Source organism: Psychrobacillus sp. FSL K6-1415, from assembly GCF_038003185.1.
Taxonomy (GTDB): Bacteria; Bacillota; Bacilli; order Bacillales_A; family Planococcaceae; genus Psychrobacillus; species Psychrobacillus psychrodurans.
The window spans coordinates 2824365-2842425 of the sequence record NZ_JBBOOQ010000001.1 but is presented as its reverse complement, the minus strand read 5'-3'; the positions used below and the strand labels follow the sequence as shown (position 1 = coordinate 2842425).

Genomic DNA, 18061 nt, shown 5'->3' with positions numbered 1-18061 from the left:
TAGACAGTTGTAAACTGTAAGATAGACATTTTAACTTCATTAAGCTAATGTTTTTTGCGACGAGTTAGCTCAGGAGCGGAAGTATCCCACTTCTATAAGAGGTGCGGTGAATATAAATATGTATTCAACTAAGTGGTGTCTACAAAGCCCTGCTTAATAAGGTTAAGGCCTCTGGCGGATGCTGCAGATTCTCAAGCAAGGTCGAGATAAATCTGGGAGCACTGTTTTCTGCGACGAGCTTGTGCAGGAGTATATTCGTCGAGGCGAATATGATAAGATTGGACGGGTTCGATGGCATCAAATTTATTGAAAGGGACAATGATCCTAACGGTCGGTCTCTTATTATCAAGAATACTAGGTGTTCTTTATGTAATACCTTTTTATCAAATAGTAGGAGAAGAGTATATAGCGCTTTATCAATATGCCTATACACCATACTCTATCATGCTGGCAATTGCAGTTTCTGGAGTTCCAGTTGCAGTTTCAAAATTTGTATCTAAATATAACGCTCTAGGAGACTACGCTACTGGTAGAAAGCTAGTAAAATCGAGCATGCTACTTATGGCAGTAACAGGATTCTTAGGCTTTTTAATTCTTTTTTTCCTTGCTGATCCTATAGCTCATCTAATTATTAAAGATGATGAGGCAGTGTTTTCAGTAGGTGATGTAGCTTCTGTGATTAAATTTGTGAGTTTTGCTGTAATTGTAGTTCCACTAATGAGCTTAGTAAGAGGTTTTTTCCAAGGCTATCAACATATGACACCTACTGCAGTTTCTCAATTGTGGGAACAAATTGTTCGAATACTTTTTGTACTAGTCGGTGGCTTTTTTGTTGTTTACATATTTAAGGGTACTGAGAAAACGGCGGTTTCGTTTGCAGTATTTGCAGCATTTTTAGGGGCAATTGCAAGCTTGGTCGTGTTATTTTGGTATTGGAAAAAACTTAAGCCAGAATTTAATAATCTGCTCACGGGCTCGGGTAAACCAAGTTCAGATATTTCTTTATCGAATATTTATAAAGAAATGCTGATTTATACAGTACCTTTTGCACTTGTGGGAGTAATAAATCCTTTATTTCAATTTATCGATATGATTACATTTAATAACGCAATGTCTACGATTGGAATAGGTGGTGATGTATCTAATACTTTGTTAGGTATGTTGAATTTTAGTACTCATAAGCTTGTAATGATTCCAGTTATGCTAGCAACAGGTTTTAGTATGACGTTGATTCCCTTGATTACTAGCTATTACGCCAAACAAGACTTTGTGCAGGTTCGTAAATCATTGGACCAGTCTTTTCAAATTTTATTGTTTTTGACGGTTCCTGCAGCAATGGGGATTTCCGTATTAGCAGATGAATTTTACTTTGTGTTTTATGAGGCGAGTGAAAGAGGGGCCGCAGTGCTTGCGCATTATGCACCAGTTGCTATTTTGTTTGCATTATATCCAGTAACAACTTCTATACTTCAAGGAATTGATCGACAAAAGCTAATTATTTTAAATTTACTACTTGGAATTCTAACAAAGCTAGTGCTCAATACGCCACTTATTAAAGTGTTTGAAACAGATGGAGCTATTATGGCAACTGCATGTGGATATATGGTCGCGATTGGGTTAAATCTATTTGCTATACACAAAACTTTACATTACAGATCGACTATGGTCATTCGTAGGGTAATGCTAATCTTAATAGTGAACCTAGCCATGTTGACTCTTGTGTTTTTATCAAAATGGACACTAGGACAGCTAATGACGATTGATACTAAGCTAGAAGGGCTGTTATCAATTATTGTTTGTGCAGGTATAGGAGCTGCTTTTTATGCGTTTGTTACTTTACGATTGGGACTTGCTCAAAAACTATTTGGTGATAGACTCACCCGTTTTACGAAAAAAATTGGTTTCTAGGAGAATTAAATGCGATTAGATAAATTTCTATCTCATATAGGATATGGTACGAGAAGAGAAGTAAAAATATTGGTCAAATCGAAAGCTATTCAAGTAAATGAAGCTGTTGTTAAAGACAGCTCCATGCATGTAAATGAATTTAAGGATAAAGTAACAGTTTACGGAGAAGTAGTTGAATATAGGGAGTTCATCTATTTAATGATGAATAAACCACCTGGAGTAGTCTCTGCGACAGAAGATTCTAGGGATCAAACAGTTATTGATCTTTTAGATGATGATGTTCGTCATTTTGAACCATATCCGGTGGGAAGATTAGATAAGGATACAGTTGGACTTCTTTTATTGACAAATGACGGAGCTTTAACACATCGACTTCTATCCCCAAATAAGGATGTACCAAAAGTGTATTATGCCAAAGTGGAAGGTGTAGTAGACGAATCGGATATTATGGCCTTTTCCAATGGTGTAATATTGGATGATGGCTATCATACAAAGCCAGGCATATTAAATATCTTAAAGAGTGGTCCTACTTCGGAAATAGAATTATCTATTACGGAAGGGAAATTCCATCAAGTGAAAAGAATGTTTGAATCGGTGGGAAAAAAAGTAGTTTATTTAAAAAGGTTATCAATGGGGATGTTACTATTAGATAGCTCTCTTGAAGAAGGAACGTATAGAGAATTGACTGAAGAAGAATTAGAACAAATACAGCAAAAGAATGACCTCGCTTAACTATTGAGCTTGGTCATTCTTTTCATATTGTTACTATCTAAGATGTCAATTTAACTCGTTTGTTCGTCGTGGTCCATTTGCCTCTTGTCGGACTAATGACTAAGTCATTAAAAGCAAGCACATTCAAATCTCGTTGAATCGTGCGAGGAGTGATGCCAAATTCATCGACTAAGTCTTGTGTTGTAACTGTTCCGTTATCTCGGATGAACATATACATGTCTTTAATTCGAATTAACATCCGATCAGTAGTTGGTTTCAAAAGTAACCACTCCTTCATCATGATATCTCTTGGCTAGACTAGCGGACGACTTGGGTGAAAAGCAACTGAGTAATTGCAATTTACAGCCCCTTTACTAAATTGTAGTCAAAATATTTACTTTCTGACAATTCCATTATAGTAGATTTCTATTGAAATTTCTATAGAAATTATTATATTTACAAATAATTCACATTTCTTTTTAGTTTTGGAACAGGCTATTAAAACATTAAAATCAGCGTTATCTAAGTATTTTAAGAGCACCAATTACTGTCTAGGAATAAAAAGGATGATATTTTCCTTTCGCAAATAAAACCCTTTTGGAAGTAAGTAAAAAATATTGAGAGCAATTAGACTAGCGTGTAAAGAAACAAAATTCCAAATTAAAGTAAATAATTGATAAGCCAAAGTAATAAATCCTCTTCAGGACGTTGATCAAAGTTTAAAACAGGCCATTAATTACCTTCTTTTTTTGTGTCTTAAGCTATAAAAAGTGTAAAATGGAATATAAGTATTATTTAGGAGGAAGCAAATATGAACTGGTTAGAACTAGCAGAATCGAAAAAAGCAGATATCATAGCAGAATTGCAAAGATTAATACAAATTCCAAGTGTGATGGATGAAAAAGCTGGTAATGATGAAATGCCTTTTGGTCCTAAACCATTAGAAGCTCTTTTACACATGTTGAACGAGGGTGATCAAGAAGGATTTGTAACTAAGAATGTTGATAACGTAGCTGGACATATTGAAATGGGTATAGGAGAGGATATTTTAGGAATCCTTTGTCATGTAGATGTTGTTCCAGAGGGTAAAAACTGGACATATCCAGCATTTGAAGGTGTAGTGGCTAATGGTAAAGTGTATGGTCGCGGTGCAATAGACGATAAAGGGCCAACGATAGCTGCCTGGATGGCGATGAAACTAGTGAAAGAAGCTGGGATTGAACTTTCAAAAAAAGTACGTCTCATTATTGGAACAGACGAAGAAAGTGGATTCCGATGTATGGATAGATATTTTGAAAAAGAGGCAATGCCCGAAATGGGGTTCGCTCCAGATGCAGATTTCCCGATTATTAATGCAGAAAAAGGTATCGCAAGTTTAATTTTTACTCAAACTGGCTCAGCTGAGACAGAAACGATTCAATTTTTCCAAGCAGGAAAACGTACAAATATGGTACCAGATGAAGCATTTGCAGCATTGTTTGGTGGCCTACATATAATAAAAGAAAAATTCCAAGAGTTTGCAGCTGAACATAATATAGAAGGAGAAGTCACACAAGAAGGTCCTATGGTTAAAGTACTTGTCTATGGTAAATCAGCTCACGCAATGGAACCGGACGATGGCGTTAATGCGGGGGTAGTATTAGCGAAATTCTTGCAAAATATTAATTTGACTCCTCATTCTAAAGCATTCGTTAACTTTTTAGTGAATTCATTTGGGGAAGATAGTAGAGGACATTCACTGGCACTCAATTTTACAGATGAAATTTCAGGGGAAACGACTTTAAATCCAGGGGTCATTCATTATGCGCCTGCACAGGGATCTTGTACACAAGTGAGTATGCGTTATTCTGTCAGCTATCCCTTCGATGAACAATTAAGTGCGTGTAGAGATGCACTTGATGGTACAGGTATTACATTGGATCTGGGTACTAATTCTAAGCCGCATTATGTCGATAAAGAAGATATACTTATTAAATCATTACAGAAAGTATACGAAAGACATACTGGAGAAAAAGCAGAGCTATTATCTATCGGTGGTGGCACATATGCGAGGGTACTAGAAAAAGGGGTAGCGTTTGGTATGGTTTTCCCTGGTAGAAAAGATGTAGCGCATCAAGTGGATGAATATGTAGATATCGAGGATTTAGTTAAAGCAACTGCTATTTATGCAGATGCTATAGTTGAGCTTGCAGGAATTTCAAATTCGGAGGGGAAATGAGTATGGTGAAAATATTATGGAATGATCAATTTGTAAATGAAGAAGATGTGAAAATTGGATTTGAAGATCGTGGATATCAATTTGGAGATGGAATTTATGAAGTGATTAAAATATATAACGGAGATATGTTCACTGCTAAAGAACATATTGATCGCTTATATGCGAGTGCTGATAAAATTCAACTAGTAATTCCATATACAAAAGATGTCATGCACAAAATGTTATATGATTTAATCGAAATGAATGAGCTTAAAGATGGGCAGATTTATCTTCAAGTTACACGCGGTACTAGCATGCGTCAACATAATTTCCCTGTACCGGCGGTTGAATCTGTATTAACAGCGTATACAAAGGAGACTGTACGTCCTCTTTCGCAATTAGAAAATGGAGTGAAAGCTTGTTTTGTGGAAGATGTTCGCTGGCTTCGCTGTGATATTAAATCGTTAAATTTATTAGGAAATGTTCTTGCGAAACAGGAAGCGATTAGTAAAGATTGCTATGAGGCGGTATTACATCGTGGAGAAACGATTACAGAAGGTTCATCGTCTAATATGTACGGCATTAAAGATGGAGTTTTATACACCCATCCGGTTAGCAATTTAATACTTAATGGTATTACTCGCCAAGTTATTTTAAGTTGCTGTGAAGAAATAGGGTTATCGGTAGTTGAAGAGGCATTCACAAAATCACTAGCACTAGAAATGGATGAAATGATTATGTCTTCTACGAATGCGGAAGTAATGCCAGTAATTTCAATTGACGGTCAATTAATTGGCAACGGCAAACGTGGCGAATGGACTGAAAAAATTCAAGTGGCTTTTGAAAAAAGAATTCCTTCGTCCGTTAAAATATGAACAAACATTATTTTATCGCTATAAAGATTCCTGAGCCGGTTGCAACTGCAATTATTCGGGAACGTGATAAAACAAATTTACTACAGACACATAAAGTACTACCCGTAGTTGAGGATCTTCATATAACGCTCTATTATTTAGGTGAAGTTGAGGAAAATACATTAGAACAAATAATTGATTCTCTTCGCCTGTTAGAGTGGGATTCATTTGAACTGAAAACACGTGGTGTGGCACATTTTGGAAACAAATCCACTCCACGCGTTGTATATACTGCGATAGAAAAAAGTAATCCTTTGCAATTCTTACAGCAACAAATTGTACAACTTTTAGCGGATTTTATTGAAGTACAGAAAAAAAACGAATTTACTGCCCATATTACAATTGCAAAAAAATGGGCTTCTAAAGAATCGCTAAATTTAACAGAATTTGCACTACCTGATTTAGCCTTTGAAGTTCAAAGTTTCTCTATTTTTACGATTAATACGAATCGTTCTCCGCGTTATGAAGAAATAAGTATAGTTAAGTGGAGGAGGGGTGGAAATGGCACAACTAGTTAAACTGCAAGATTATATCTCGCGTTATGAAATTGATTTAAAAAGGTACCCAACTCAATTTGTGCGATTAAAGAAACAACAGTGGGATCGAACAAAGGAAGAGTGGGAACGAGGATCTTTTAATTCTGATTGGATCGAAAAAGAACAGGAAGTTGTTGTAGAATACGAGAAAAAGTCACTTTTCTCTATTCTTTTTCCAAAGCATAAAAAAGAAATAGTAGAAGATATAGAATGGCAAAATGATGAATTGACCCAAGGGATACCAATACCAGAAGAATCTACTACGTTACTTTTTGAACCAAAGCTAGTATATAAACCTCAAACAAAAGAAGAGTTAAAGCGGATGTATTTGGATCAGTTATTTCATTTTCAATTAAAATGGGCAAGCTCCACTTTACGTGAAAAGTCTTATGTTGATCCAAAGTATATGCGTGATTCCATGTTGAGGGATTTAACTCAGAAACTACCAGATAATTATTTTTTATTTTATTATCCTATTTTAAAGCTTAAGAAAGCACCAATTGAGTTAGATATTATACTTATTCTTCCTACTGAAGTTGTATGCATTGTAGTTCTTGAGGACAAAACTTCCGATGCGTTTATAGGAAGTGGGGATCGGTTCTGGCTAAAGAAAAGTGGAAAAGAAGAGAAAAAAATATTAAATCCAACGATTAATCTAAATCGAATGGAATCTATATTAGGGCAGATCTTCCAAAAGCAAGAAGTAGAGTTACCGATAAAAAAAGTAATTCTTTCAAGAAATGGCTATATTGATTATCCTGGAAACTCGTATCAAACCGAATTTATCGATACTAGAAAATTTCCAGAATGGTTTTTATCATTGAAATCTTCCCATTCTCCGATGAAGCATATGCAATTTAAAGCAGCACAAGCAATATTGGACCTAGTACAAACCACTTCGTATTCAAGATCTAGCTCTGATTTAGGTAGTGCGGAACAAAATGAGTAATATAGTTTTTATCGTAAATGAGCATGCAGGGAATGGGTTAGGTAAAAAGGTGTGGAGAAAATGGAAAAAGGCTATCGATTTTCCCCACACCGTATTTATAACAGAAAGAAAAGGTCACGCAACTGAAATTGCAAAGAATTGTGCAGAATCTATGAATGATTTGCTAATTGTTGGTGTTGGCGGTGATGGAACTATCCATGAAATTATCGTTGGCGTATTGAGTTTTGAACATGTTCGAATTGGTATAATTGCTGCAGGTAGTGGGAATGACTTTAGCCGAACTTTCTCCGTTTTTCATACTCCAAAGGACATTCAGGAGTTTGTATTTAGAAAGCTTCCTACAAAAATGGATATTGGTACCGTACAAACTTCTGATACAACCTACCAATTTGTTAACAATGCAGGTTTTGGATTTGATGCAAAAGTGGCTTATCTTGCTAATTATTCTGTGTGGAAAAGCAGGCTAAACCTATTGCGACTCGGTAAACTTGCATACATAATATATCTCATTAAAGAATTATTTACATTTAAAAAATTTTCTTTTACCTTACATAATAAAGATGAAGTTATCCGATTTGATGATGTGTGGTTTTTTGTTGTTTGCAATCAGCCATATTTTGGCGGTGGAATGAAAATATCACCAACGTCTATACCCAATGATCAATTACTTGAAATGACGGTTGTAAACAAATTATCAAGATGGAAATTATTATTTATTTTTGGTACAGTATTCTTTGGAAAACATACTAAATTTAATGAAGTTACACAGTTTCAAGCATCAGATTTTAATATGGAGATCCATGATGAGGTGTTTGGTCATGTAGATGGTGAGTTTACTTGTGTAACCGATAAAGATACAGTTTATACATGTTCAGTACTAGCTAACGCGTGGAATATAGCAAACCGTTAAAGAAAAAGGAGTTTTAAAAATGAGGTTAAGAAATAAACCATGGGCAGAGGATTTTATCAATGCTCATCCAGAAATAGTCATACCAAACCCAGAAGAAATCAAAGGGAAATGGAATGTAGAGTTTAAGAATGATTATCCATTACACATCGAAGTAGGTTCAGGAAAAGGACAATTTATAACAGGAATGGCTAAGCAAAATCCAGAAATCAATTACATTGGTATCGAGCTATATGATAGTGTAATTGTGTCTGCATTGGAAAATGCGATTGCTGCCCAGCCATTACCGAATTTACGATTATTGAAAGTTAACGGTTCAGATCTAGCGAAGTATTTTGAAAAAAACGACGTAGACCGTGTCTATCTTAATTTCTCAGATCCATGGCCAAAAACTAGACATGCTAAACGGCGCTTAACACATGCAGAGTTTTTAGAGTTATACAAATCTATTTTGGTTGACCATGCTGAAATTCATTTCAAAACTGATAACCGAGGTTTATTTGAATATTCCTTAACTAGTATGTCAGCCTTTGGAATGCTTATCAAAGATGTTTCACTAGATTTACATGTTAATATGCCTGAGGATAATATTATGACAGAATATGAAGAAAAATTTTCCGCAAAAGGACAACCGATATACCGTGTGGAAGCAAAATACGTATAACTTCATTCAGCAAATGAATGATTCAACTCAGTTGGGGTCCAAAATCCCTGCTGAATAAAGTTAAAGCCTCCGGTAGATGCCACAGAGAAATTTATCGAGCTCGATAAAATCTGTGCGCACTGTTTTCTGCGATGAGCTTGCGTTGGCGCATTTCCTGCGGAGCTGCCGAGGCATATTTGATTAGGGGGTCAGAGGATGGACACGTTTAAATTTCATGAAATGTCATTCACATGGTTAAAGGGAGGAACAACTTTTATGGACGGGGGTGCCATGTTTGGAGTTGTTCCAAAACCATTATGGGAAAAGAAATATCCTGTCAATGAGAAAAATCAGATTGAACTACCTTCAGATCCACTACTAGTCCAATATAAAGGGCAGAATATTTTACTGGAATCAGGTCTTGGTTATCGAAAAATGACTGAGAAACAATTACGAAACTATGGTGTTACGGATCAATCTCAAGTGGAAGATAATCTTGTAGAATTAGGATTATTACCTGAAGACATCCATATTATCATGATGACTCATCTCCATTTTGATCACGCTTGTGGCCTGACAAAATGGGGAGGAGACCAAATAGTATCTACATTTCCAAATGCCAAAATATATGTTTCAGATGTTGAATGGAATGAGATGAAAAATCCCAATATTCGTTCTAAAAATACGTACTGGAAAGAAAACTGGGAGGCAATTGAGAGTCAAGTTATACCATTCACTAATTCTTTCGAGGTAATAGAAGGTATCGAAATGATTCATACTGGAGGTCATAGTGACGGACATAGTATTGTTGTATTTAAGCAAGCAGAAGATACTATCATACATATGGCAGATCTAATGCCCACACATGCACACCAAAACCCACTATGGGTGCTTGCATACGATGATTATCCAATGACATCTATATATGCAAAAGAAAAATGGGTCAAACAAGCACTTCAACATAATTACTGGTTCAGCTTCTACCATGATGCTTTCTATCGAATGATCAAATGGTCTGAAGATGGAAAGGAAATAATGGATATAGTGGAGAGAAGTCGGTAAATAAAAAACGAGCAGTGACATTTAGTCATCGCTCGTTTTTTATTTTTGTGAATAATTAGCCATTCAAAAGTTCGAATGGATTAGAAAAAGAAGTGGATAAATTTACCTTTTCGCAAGTAAATCACCTTGGAGTGCAAGTAAACACACGATGACCACAAGTAACTTATAAAGGAAAGCAAGCAAATTTTTCGTTAGAGCAAGTATTTGGCGGTTTTACGCAAGTAAATAGCCTTAGAGATATAGATTTAATCAGAGAGAGTTTTTCTATTTAGCTAAATTGCAAGGATGTTTTAACTGCAATTTTCAAATGACACAAAAAATGGTTTATCATGATGAACCACTCTTTTCCAAAGCTTAGATTTTCACCAAGTCCACAACGGATCCTGTTTTTGCATCTGCAGCAAACTCAAATTGCTCAAGTTCACCGTTTTTTACACGAGAAATTCCACCTTTATAAACTTCCATCCTAATAGCTGCTTTTTGAAATTTCTCAGGCGTCATATATATCCATGATCCATCAATTGGACCCTCTTGTTTAAAAGAATTTTTAATTTCGTTTAATACTAACTCTGCTGATCGATTGAAATCCATCTTATTTGTAGCTTTGCTGGCAATAACACCAATAACAATTCCAGTTCCAAGGCCCATCATATAATCCTTTAATTTCATTAGTATTCCTCCCTAACCTATTTTTTTTAGTGTATCATACATCTTCGTTACGATTAAATTTTTCGGTTTACGAAGTTTTATTGTAGTAAACCAAACAATATTTTATTACAATAGAAGATGAAGATAATTATCTATATAGCTTTAGGAGGCTTTTTTATATGAATGAAGAAACGCGCTCACTATTTAAAACGTTGACAGAACTACCAGGAGCTCCTGGAAACGAATATGCTGTTCGTGCATTTATGCGCAACGAACTAACTAAATATTCAGATGAAATTGTACAAGATAATTTAGGTGGGATATTTGGGCTAAAAAAAGGTGATGAAAATGGTCCGAAAATTTTAGTTGCAGGTCATATGGATGAAGTCGGATTCATGGTATCTGGTATAACTGATAATGGAATGATTCGTTTTCAACCTTTAGGTGGTTGGTGGAGCCAGGTTTTACTTGCACAACGAGTAGAAGTTGTCACTAAAAATCAAACGATTCCTGGTGTAATTGGTTCTATTCCTCCACACTTGTTAAGTGATGAGCTTCGAAACAAACCGATGGATATAAAAAATATGCTGATTGATGTTGGAGCAGATGATAAAGAGGATGCTCTACGAATGGGTATTAAACCGGGGGACCAAATCTTGCCTGTTTGTCCTTTTACCCCAATGGCAAATGATAAAAAAATTATGGCAAAGGCTTGGGACAATCGTTATGGCTGTGGATTAGCAATTGAACTTTTAAAAGAAGTACAAAACGAGCAATTACCGAATATGCTTTATTCTGGTGCAAATGTTATGGAAGAAGTTGGTCTTAGAGGTGCACAAGCATCTGCAAACATGATTAATCCTGACTTATTCTTTGCTCTAGATGCAAGTCCTGCAAATGATGCTTCTGGTAACAAGAATGAATTTGGACAGCTAGGAAAAGGAGCACTTCTTCGAATTTTCGACCGAACAATGGTGACTCACCGTGGTATGCGTGAATTCGTCTTAGATACTGCAGAAACAAATAAAATTCCATATCAGTATTTCATCTCACAGGGTGGTACAGATGCTGGACGTGTTCATACATCAAATGAAGGTATTCCAAGTGCTGTAATTGGTATTTGCTCTCGCTATATTCATACTTCGGCATCTATTATTCATACAGATGATTACGCTGCAGCAAAAGAACTTATTGTTAAACTAGTTAAAACATGCGATCGTACAACTTTAGAGACAATTAAAGCGAACGTATAAAAAAGGATGCCTCTTGAGGCATCTTTTTCTCTAGAAAGAAGGGGTAATGTATGAAAATATTAATAGGTACAAATAATAGAGCTAAAACAAAAGCTGTTAAATCGATTTCTAGTATATATTATCCAAATGCTATATTTGAGAATATAGAAGTTCCATCTCTAATTTCCGATCAACCGATGAGTCAAGAAGAGACTAGGCAAGGTGCTATTAACCGAGCTAAGCATCTGATGGTAGGTTCTGATGCATTGTTTGGGATCGGTTTAGAAGGTGGTGTTCAAGAAATAGATGGCCAGCTGTACATTTGTAATTGGGGGGCACTGGTGACGCAAAACGGAGATGTTTTTACGGCAACTGGAGCCGGTATTCCATTGCCTAACGAAATAGCGGAACAATTACTGGCTGGTGCGGAACTTGGACCTGTAATGGACGTCTTTACTAATAAGAACGAGATACGGCATGATGAGGGAGCAGTTGGTGTATTTTCAAATGGACTTGTTAATAGAAGTGCTATGTTTGAGCATATAATGTTATTATTGATTGGGCAATTTGAATTTTCCTATAAGCCCTTGTAGTTGAAATCGTACGTGATCACCGTTAAAATATATAGCAGTTATGCACTGAATGGAGGAAAGAGAATGACTCGAAAATGGATGCGATTATTTATCGCGTCAATAGCTGTCATTTTATTAGCTGGATGTTCTTCTTTAGAGGAACAAACTGCAGATGGACTTGAAAATGCAAAAGTAGCATTTCAGGGTGATGCAGAAAAACCAAATGAAAAAGTGAACGAAATGAATATATTTATACCTAGTGGTTTTTCAATAGAGGAAGAATCGGATGAGACGAATATAATTCTTTCGAAAGGAAAAGATTCATTTATTCTCTTCATTAATCCGAATGAATTACCGAGCAGTAAACTATACTATGATTTGATGTCGTCAGATAATAATCTAAAGGTTTTAGAAGAAAAAACATTTGAGCAAAACGGACGTTTTGGATTTGCTGCGGTTATTGAAAACAGTGAAGAAAAGTATGAGCTTATAACTAGTATTGGTGGTATTAAGCTAACAACTATTTCAGAGCAACAAGATATTGCAAATAATTTAGAGAAAATGATGTTAATTGTTCGCTCAATTCCAACAAACTAGAGGAGTGGTACATATGCAAAATCTAGCTTCAGTAGATCAATTCAGAGAACTAAAGCAACAAGGAAAAGTCGTATTTAAATTTACAGCTGACTGGTGTCCAGATTGTCATTTCATCGATCCTTTCATGGGAGAGATTGAGGAGAAATTTGGGGATATTACTTTTATTTCTGTAGACCGTGATCAGTTCATCGATTTATGTATCGAGCTTGATATATTTGGTATTCCTAGTTTCCTAGCATATGAAAATGGCGAAGAAAAAGGTCGATTTGTTAGTAAAGACCGTAAAACTAGAGAGGAAATTGAATCATTTCTTCAATCGATTTAATCCATCAAACGGTTCACCTAGTGGACCGTTTTGTTTATGAAAGGAAAAGATAATAGATGAAAGCACTTGAACTTGTAAGACTATTAAAAACTCAGCTTTCCGAAGATATATACACTTATGATTATAATAGAGAAACAAATAAGCTTAGATTGACTCATAAAGCAACAGGGAAAGGAATTGAAATTTCAATCCCTCCAATTTTAGCCAAATATGAAACGAAAAAAGAAGTGGCGATTAATGAAGTCGTATATACGATAAACGAGACTTTTCAAGCAATGGAAAAAGAAATGGCGGGAGAAATAGATCCATCATTATCTGTATATCCAGTTATTCGATCAACTTCTTTCCCACTTAAGTCTAATGAAGGTAATCGTTTTATCATAAAAGATCATACAGCAGAAACACGTATTTACTATGCAGTCGATCTAGGAAGCACTTACCGGTTACTAGATGAAAAAATGTTAGCAGATTGGAAAGTAAGGGAGACGGAAGTCCGTGAACGAGCACTCTTCCAAGTTAGGAATTTAGAGAACCGCTTTAAAACCGACGAGGTTGCAGGTAATATTTTTTATTTCTTTAATAACAACGATGGATATGATGCAAGCCGTATACTGAACGAATCGCTATTAAAGGACATGAAAAAGAAAATAACTGGTGATATGACTATTTCTTTACCCCATCAAGATGTTATGATAATTGGTGATATTAGAAATGAAACAGGTTACGATGTTCTGGCGCAGATGACGATGCATTTCTTCACCGTAGGAACTGTGCCTATTACTTCATTATCTTTCATCTACGAAAATGGAGATTTAGAACCAATATTTATCATGGCGAAAAATCGAGTATCAAAGGAGAACGAAAACGAATGAATATTTTTTACAACAAACCTGGAGTTGGGGATGTCTTATTAATCCAATTAACACCTGAAAAAACAGAAAAAGTTATTACGGAAACCAAAGGTGATGTTACACAAGTAATAGATGTGAAAACTAACGAAGTATTGGCTATAAATATATTTGAATTTAGTAAATACAAAGTATTGGATCTACAAGGTAACGTTCCTTTAACCACAGAAATAGTAGAAACTATCCAACAAATATTAGAGAAAAACGATGTTTCTTTTACACTAGAAGTAGACCTATCTCCAAAGTTTGTAGTCGGTCACGTGGACTCATTAGAACAGCATCCAAATGCCGATAAGTTAAAAGTATGCCAAGTAAATGTTGGGGAATCGACTTTACAAATCGTATGCGGCGCTCCTAATGTAGAAGCGGGACAAAAAGTAGTAGTAGCTAAAGTGGGAGCAGTAATGCCATCAGGAATGGTTATTAAAGACGCTGAACTTAGAGGCATTGCATCAAGTGGAATGTTATGTTCCGCACGAGAATTGGCAATTCCAGATGCACCAGAAGTAAAAGGAATTCTTATCCTAGACGAGCAAAAAGAAGTTGGAAGTGAATTTTTAGCTTAATGAATGAAAAGCATGCCTCATCGGTGTGCTTTTTTTGTTTATGAATAGAACAATATATAATGTGCAGGAAAAACTTAGTTCTTGAATAATAAACAAATTATAATACCATTACAATTTTCGCGGTCGTTCGTCAACGTCCTCGCTTCTCTGATGGGTTTTCACTTAAAGCTAATTCCTTTACGCCGCTTTGCGTTCCAATCATCAATTCTATGAATATGCAGGGGCATCTAAAGACACTATTCTTTGCAGTTGCTCTATTCGATTCTACATATTTAATCTGTGAATAAGTAAAGTAATTTGGTTGAATTACCCAATGCGCAAGTAAAAGGTAATAGTCCGCCAGTAAATATAGATTTTGGACAAGTAAATCCTCCACGAACGTAAGTATTCAGCAGACGTGAGCAAGTAAGCAATTGGTGAGAGCAAGTAAAGAAAAATCTAGATCAAATCATTCATTAAATATAAAGATATTAATGCTTCTTGAGTATATAAAATCAGTGTTTCTGGTATTTATCGTATAAATTAGCGTTAGAGCGATCGAAATTGCATCTTTGTGCCGCCTGTTCTATAAACTGGAAGATCTTTTAGCCAGTTTTTCTCTCGGAAAAGTACATGTCGGTTACAAATGTTCGTATGTAATTTACTTGTGGAACGGTATATTTATCCATATATATTGAATTCCCAATACATAAGTGGCATTTTTCAATTGGTTAAATACCTAAAACACATGATTTTTTTCCCATTCTATCTTATAAATACAGACGAAACCTATTATTATTGGTAGAATAAGAGGTATCTTTTAGAAAGAGTGATGAATTTGAATTGGTTAAAAAAATTATTTGCATCAGATGAAATAGAAGTTGAAGAGGAATATGAACAGCAGCAACAATACCAACAACACAATGTACATTCTACAACGAAGAAAGCTCCTTTTCGTTTTCCGTTAATTTCAGATGAAGAAAAAAATGGAGCATTATCTGGTTATCCAAAGGAAGAAAAAATAGTTGAAACATATAAAGAGGAACCTTACTTCAAGGAACCCGAATATAAACCATTACATGAACAAAACTTATGGCAGCAACGTGTACAGCCTACTGTCATACATCGTGCAGAGAAGAAAAAAGTGGAAGAAGTTCCAGCTATAAATCGAAAGAAAAGAGCATTCACACCTACCGAAGTTCCTTCACCGATTTATGGGTTCTCTAAAGCAGTAATAGAAAATAAAGAAAAAGAACAAGAGATTATAGAAGAAACAGAACCAAAAAACGAGGCAGTAATTTCGGAAATACTAAATAAACCAGAACCTATAAGTCCAGAACCAGAAGTGATTGCTGCAGAAGAATTAGTATATGTAACTGAACTAGAAGAAAATATCCAGGTTGATGTAGTAGAAGAGGATGTACCAGTCACCGAGTTAGTAGAAGGTGTACAAGCTGAAGTAGCTGTAACGGAAGCATTAGAAAAAAATGAAACTGTTCCTAATACGGAGTATTTAGAAACTGAAAAACCTTTAAAAGAAAACATTAGACCTTTTAATGTTCTAATGTTGAAATCAGATAAAAGTAAAATGAATAGAATAGATACTATGAACAAAATATCCCCTGTAGCTAATAAAGCGGTTAATACAACAGCGTCAACAATTCCGCGAGAACAAAAACAAGTAATGAATCAGGAATTAAAGTCAATAATAGTAGAAGAGCAAGAAGAGGTCCAAACTAATTATGTAAGACCTTCTTTTAGTCATTTACTTCCTCCTGAAATGAATGTGGAGGATAGAGAATGGATGGAGGAGCAGGCATTTACATTAGTTGATGCGCTATCTCATTTTCAAGTTGCGGGTGAAATTGTTCAAATGGTACAGGGACCAGCAGTCACACAGTTTGAAATCACGGTTGGTCAGGGAACAAAAGTAAGTAAAATACGTAACTTAGCAGACGATCTCAAACTTGCATTAGCAGCAAAAGATATTCGTATTCAAGCTCCAATTCCAGGGAAGAGCTCTATTGGAATTGAAATACCAAACAGGAATTCTCGTGCAGTTCGTTTATCTGAAGTTATAAATACAGATATATTTTTACATTCAGAGTCCCCGTTAGAAGCAGCCTTGGGATTGGATTTAACAGGTAAACCAGTAACTCTGGATTTACGTAAAATGCCTCATGGACTTATTGCAGGAGCAACAGGGTCTGGGAAATCTGTATTTATTAACTCATTATTAGTAAGTCTATTGTATAAAGCAACGCCAGATGAAGTAAAATTATTACTAATCGATCCTAAAATGGTGGAGCTCGCACCGTTCAATCACATTCCACATCTTGTCAGTCCAGTGATTACGGATGTAAAAGCCGCAACTGCTGCGTTAAAATGGGCAGTGGAAGAAATGGAACGACGCTATCAATTGTTTGCACATATTGGGGTACGCGACATTACTAGATATAATACACTTGCGACAGAAAAGCGACAGTTTGCACAAAAGCTCCCATATATCGTCATTGTTATAGATGAGCTCGCTGATTTAATGATGATGGCACCAACGGAAGTAGAAGATGCTATTTGCCGAATTGCACAAAAAGCAAGAGCATGTGGGATACATTTAGTATTAGCTACACAACGTCCTTCTGTAGACGTTATTACTGGGTTGATCAAAGCTAATATACCTACTCGAATTGCATTCTCTGTATCATCACAAATCGATTCGCGTACAATTTTAGACCAGCAAGGTGCGGAACGTTTACTTGGAAAAGGAGATATGCTTTATCAAGGGAATGGCATGTCTAGCCCAGTACGTATCCAGGGAACCTATGTCTCTGATGATGAAATTGAGAGTGTTATTGAATATGCTAGAAGTCAAGGCAATCCTGATTATATGTTTGAACAAGAGGAACTTCTACAAAAAGAAATCACTTCAGAGCAAGATGATTTATTCGAAGAGGCTTGTCGTTTTATCGTAGAACAAGGTACTGCTTCCACTTCGTTATTACAACGTAAGTTTCACCTTGGATATAACCGAGCAGCACGCTTGATAGATGCTATGTATGAGAATGGATATATTACAGAGCAAAAAGGAAGTAAAGCAAGAGATGTATTGTTAACGAGTGATACTTTAGATGAAATTTTTAGTTAATAATGTTATCTCGAATAATATTTCCACTTCAAGGTATGTCAATTTACAAAGTGAAAGTAAGAGTCCAACTGACTATAAAAGTCCGATATAGAGCATAAACAAAATGCACCACACCGTGTGGTTCCTTCAATGTTTATTGCATACAGCGTATAACGGGTCAACAGAATGTTGGTCACTTAGGGTATTGACAGGACGCGGCGTTTTTTGCTTAATTTCAATCAGTGGGGTTAAAGAACACCCCACTAACAGAAGTTTCACTTTT

General features: G+C 35.7%; 18 protein-coding genes. 16 read left to right on the top strand and 2 right to left on the bottom strand.

Going from position 1 to position 18061, the window contains the following annotated elements:
* Nucleotides 1–291 precede the first annotated feature (291 nt).
* Together MKY60_RS13445 and MKY60_RS13440 are read left to right on the top strand one after the other, a co-directional pair.
* Nucleotides 292–1908, top strand: coding sequence for a putative polysaccharide biosynthesis protein (locus MKY60_RS13445; protein WP_241597022.1), 1617 nt, complete (start codon nucleotides 292–294; stop codon nucleotides 1906–1908).
* Between the two features lie 9 nt (nucleotides 1909–1917).
* The gene (locus tag MKY60_RS13440) at nucleotides 1918–2640 is read left to right on the top strand and encodes a pseudouridine synthase (RefSeq protein ID WP_340930172.1); all 723 of its coding nucleotides are present in this window, start codon (nucleotides 1918–1920) and stop codon (nucleotides 2638–2640) included.
* 37 nt (nucleotides 2641–2677) lie between these two features.
* On the opposite strand, the gene MKY60_RS13435 is transcribed toward MKY60_RS13440, so the two are convergent.
* Complete coding sequence (locus MKY60_RS13435) at nucleotides 2678–2899, bottom strand: DeoR family transcriptional regulator (RefSeq protein WP_090564512.1); 222 nt, start codon at nucleotides 2897–2899, stop codon at nucleotides 2678–2680.
* A gap of 531 nt (nucleotides 2900–3430) precedes the next feature.
* Here MKY60_RS13435 and pepV point away from each other — a divergent pair.
* From pepV to MKY60_RS13400, 7 genes are all read left to right on the top strand, one after another.
* On the top strand, nucleotides 3431–4837 hold the full coding sequence (pepV, locus tag MKY60_RS13430; RefSeq protein WP_340930171.1) for a dipeptidase PepV: 1407 nt from the start codon (nucleotides 3431–3433) through the stop codon (nucleotides 4835–4837).
* A gap of 2 nt (nucleotides 4838–4839) precedes the next feature.
* Nucleotides 4840–5691 (top strand): D-amino-acid transaminase, encoded by an 852-nt coding sequence (gene dat / locus MKY60_RS13425; protein ID WP_340930170.1) that lies wholly within the window; start codon nucleotides 4840–4842, stop codon nucleotides 5689–5691.
* Nucleotides 5688–6248, top strand: a complete 561-nt coding sequence (gene thpR / locus MKY60_RS13420; protein WP_340930169.1) for an RNA 2',3'-cyclic phosphodiesterase — start codon at nucleotides 5688–5690, stop codon at nucleotides 6246–6248. The genes dat and thpR overlap by 4 nt, the downstream gene beginning before the upstream one ends.
* A complete protein-coding gene (locus tag MKY60_RS13415; RefSeq protein WP_093496202.1) occupies nucleotides 6232–7215 on the top strand; it encodes a nuclease-related domain-containing protein in 984 nt (327 codons plus the stop codon). Before thpR ends, MKY60_RS13415 begins: the two co-directional genes overlap by 17 nt.
* Nucleotides 7208–8125 (top strand): diacylglycerol/lipid kinase family protein, encoded by a 918-nt coding sequence (locus MKY60_RS13410; RefSeq protein WP_340930168.1) that lies wholly within the window; start codon nucleotides 7208–7210, stop codon nucleotides 8123–8125. Before MKY60_RS13415 ends, MKY60_RS13410 begins: the two co-directional genes overlap by 8 nt.
* 19 nt (nucleotides 8126–8144) lie before the next feature.
* Nucleotides 8145–8786, top strand: a complete 642-nt coding sequence (gene trmB, locus MKY60_RS13405; protein WP_093496204.1) for a tRNA (guanosine(46)-N7)-methyltransferase TrmB — start codon at nucleotides 8145–8147, stop codon at nucleotides 8784–8786.
* Between the two features lie 195 nt (nucleotides 8787–8981).
* On the top strand, nucleotides 8982–9827 hold the full coding sequence (locus tag MKY60_RS13400; protein ID WP_340930167.1) for a YtnP family quorum-quenching lactonase: 846 nt from the start codon (nucleotides 8982–8984) through the stop codon (nucleotides 9825–9827).
* Nucleotides 9828–10181: 354 nt separating this feature from the next.
* Here the strand turns inward: MKY60_RS13400 and MKY60_RS13395 are convergent, their stop codons facing one another.
* Complete coding sequence (locus tag MKY60_RS13395; protein WP_241597007.1) at nucleotides 10182–10496, bottom strand: hypothetical protein; 315 nt, start codon at nucleotides 10494–10496, stop codon at nucleotides 10182–10184.
* A 158-nt stretch (nucleotides 10497–10654) separates the two neighbouring features.
* On the opposite strand from MKY60_RS13395, the gene MKY60_RS13390 reads away from it, so the two are divergent.
* The 7 genes from MKY60_RS13390 (at nucleotide 10655) to MKY60_RS13360 (ending at nucleotide 17799) form a co-directional block, all read left to right on the top strand.
* On the top strand, nucleotides 10655–11728 hold the full coding sequence (locus MKY60_RS13390; protein WP_340930166.1) for a M42 family metallopeptidase: 1074 nt from the start codon (nucleotides 10655–10657) through the stop codon (nucleotides 11726–11728).
* 50 nt (nucleotides 11729–11778) lie between these two features.
* A complete protein-coding gene (locus MKY60_RS13385) occupies nucleotides 11779–12300 on the top strand; it encodes a DUF84 family protein (protein WP_340930165.1) in 522 nt (173 codons plus the stop codon).
* 63 nt (nucleotides 12301–12363) lie between these two features.
* The gene (locus MKY60_RS13380) at nucleotides 12364–12876 is read left to right on the top strand and encodes a hypothetical protein (RefSeq protein WP_090564355.1); all 513 of its coding nucleotides are present in this window, start codon (nucleotides 12364–12366) and stop codon (nucleotides 12874–12876) included.
* Between the two features lie 13 nt (nucleotides 12877–12889).
* Nucleotides 12890–13201 carry a thioredoxin family protein gene (locus MKY60_RS13375; RefSeq protein ID WP_269921636.1) on the top strand — a complete coding sequence of 104 codons (312 nt, stop codon included), beginning with the start codon at nucleotides 12890–12892 and terminating at the stop codon, nucleotides 13199–13201.
* 56 nt (nucleotides 13202–13257) lie between these two features.
* Entirely contained in the window at nucleotides 13258–14073 is an 816-nt protein-coding gene (locus tag MKY60_RS13370) for a DUF1444 family protein (protein WP_093496210.1), read from the top strand.
* Nucleotides 14070–14675, top strand: coding sequence for a YtpR family tRNA-binding protein (gene ytpR / locus MKY60_RS13365; RefSeq protein ID WP_340930164.1), 606 nt, complete (start codon nucleotides 14070–14072; stop codon nucleotides 14673–14675). Before MKY60_RS13370 ends, ytpR begins: the two co-directional genes overlap by 4 nt.
* 817 nt (nucleotides 14676–15492) lie before the next feature.
* A complete protein-coding gene (locus MKY60_RS13360; RefSeq protein WP_445677990.1) occupies nucleotides 15493–17799 on the top strand; it encodes a DNA translocase FtsK in 2307 nt (768 codons plus the stop codon).
* Nucleotides 17800–18061: the final 262 nt, after the last annotated feature.

Bases quoted from the DNA above. Each gene is read 5' to 3' on its own strand.
- MKY60_RS13445 (WP_241597022.1), top strand. From the start codon at position 292: ATGGCATCAAATTTATTGAAAGGGACAATGATCCTAACGGTCGGTCTC.
- MKY60_RS13440 (WP_340930172.1), top strand. From the start codon at position 1,918: ATGCGATTAGATAAATTTCTATCTCATATAGGATATGGTACGAGAAGA.
- pepV (WP_340930171.1), top strand. From the start codon at position 3,431: ATGAACTGGTTAGAACTAGCAGAATCGAAAAAAGCAGATATCATAGCA.
- dat (WP_340930170.1), top strand. From the start codon at position 4,840: ATGGTGAAAATATTATGGAATGATCAATTTGTAAATGAAGAAGATGTG.
- thpR (WP_340930169.1), top strand. From the start codon at position 5,688: ATGAACAAACATTATTTTATCGCTATAAAGATTCCTGAGCCGGTTGCA.
- MKY60_RS13415 (WP_093496202.1), top strand. From the start codon at position 6,232: ATGGCACAACTAGTTAAACTGCAAGATTATATCTCGCGTTATGAAATT.
- MKY60_RS13410 (WP_340930168.1), top strand. From the start codon at position 7,208: ATGAGTAATATAGTTTTTATCGTAAATGAGCATGCAGGGAATGGGTTA.
- trmB (WP_093496204.1), top strand. From the start codon at position 8,145: ATGAGGTTAAGAAATAAACCATGGGCAGAGGATTTTATCAATGCTCAT.
- MKY60_RS13400 (WP_340930167.1), top strand. From the start codon at position 8,982: ATGGACACGTTTAAATTTCATGAAATGTCATTCACATGGTTAAAGGGA.
- MKY60_RS13395 (WP_241597007.1), bottom strand. From the start codon at position 10,496: ATGAAATTAAAGGATTATATGATGGGCCTTGGAACTGGAATTGTTATT.
- MKY60_RS13390 (WP_340930166.1), top strand. From the start codon at position 10,655: ATGAATGAAGAAACGCGCTCACTATTTAAAACGTTGACAGAACTACCA.
- MKY60_RS13385 (WP_340930165.1), top strand. From the start codon at position 11,779: ATGAAAATATTAATAGGTACAAATAATAGAGCTAAAACAAAAGCTGTT.
- MKY60_RS13380 (WP_090564355.1), top strand. From the start codon at position 12,364: ATGACTCGAAAATGGATGCGATTATTTATCGCGTCAATAGCTGTCATT.
- MKY60_RS13375 (WP_269921636.1), top strand. From the start codon at position 12,890: ATGCAAAATCTAGCTTCAGTAGATCAATTCAGAGAACTAAAGCAACAA.
- MKY60_RS13370 (WP_093496210.1), top strand. From the start codon at position 13,258: ATGAAAGCACTTGAACTTGTAAGACTATTAAAAACTCAGCTTTCCGAA.
- ytpR (WP_340930164.1), top strand. From the start codon at position 14,070: ATGAATATTTTTTACAACAAACCTGGAGTTGGGGATGTCTTATTAATC.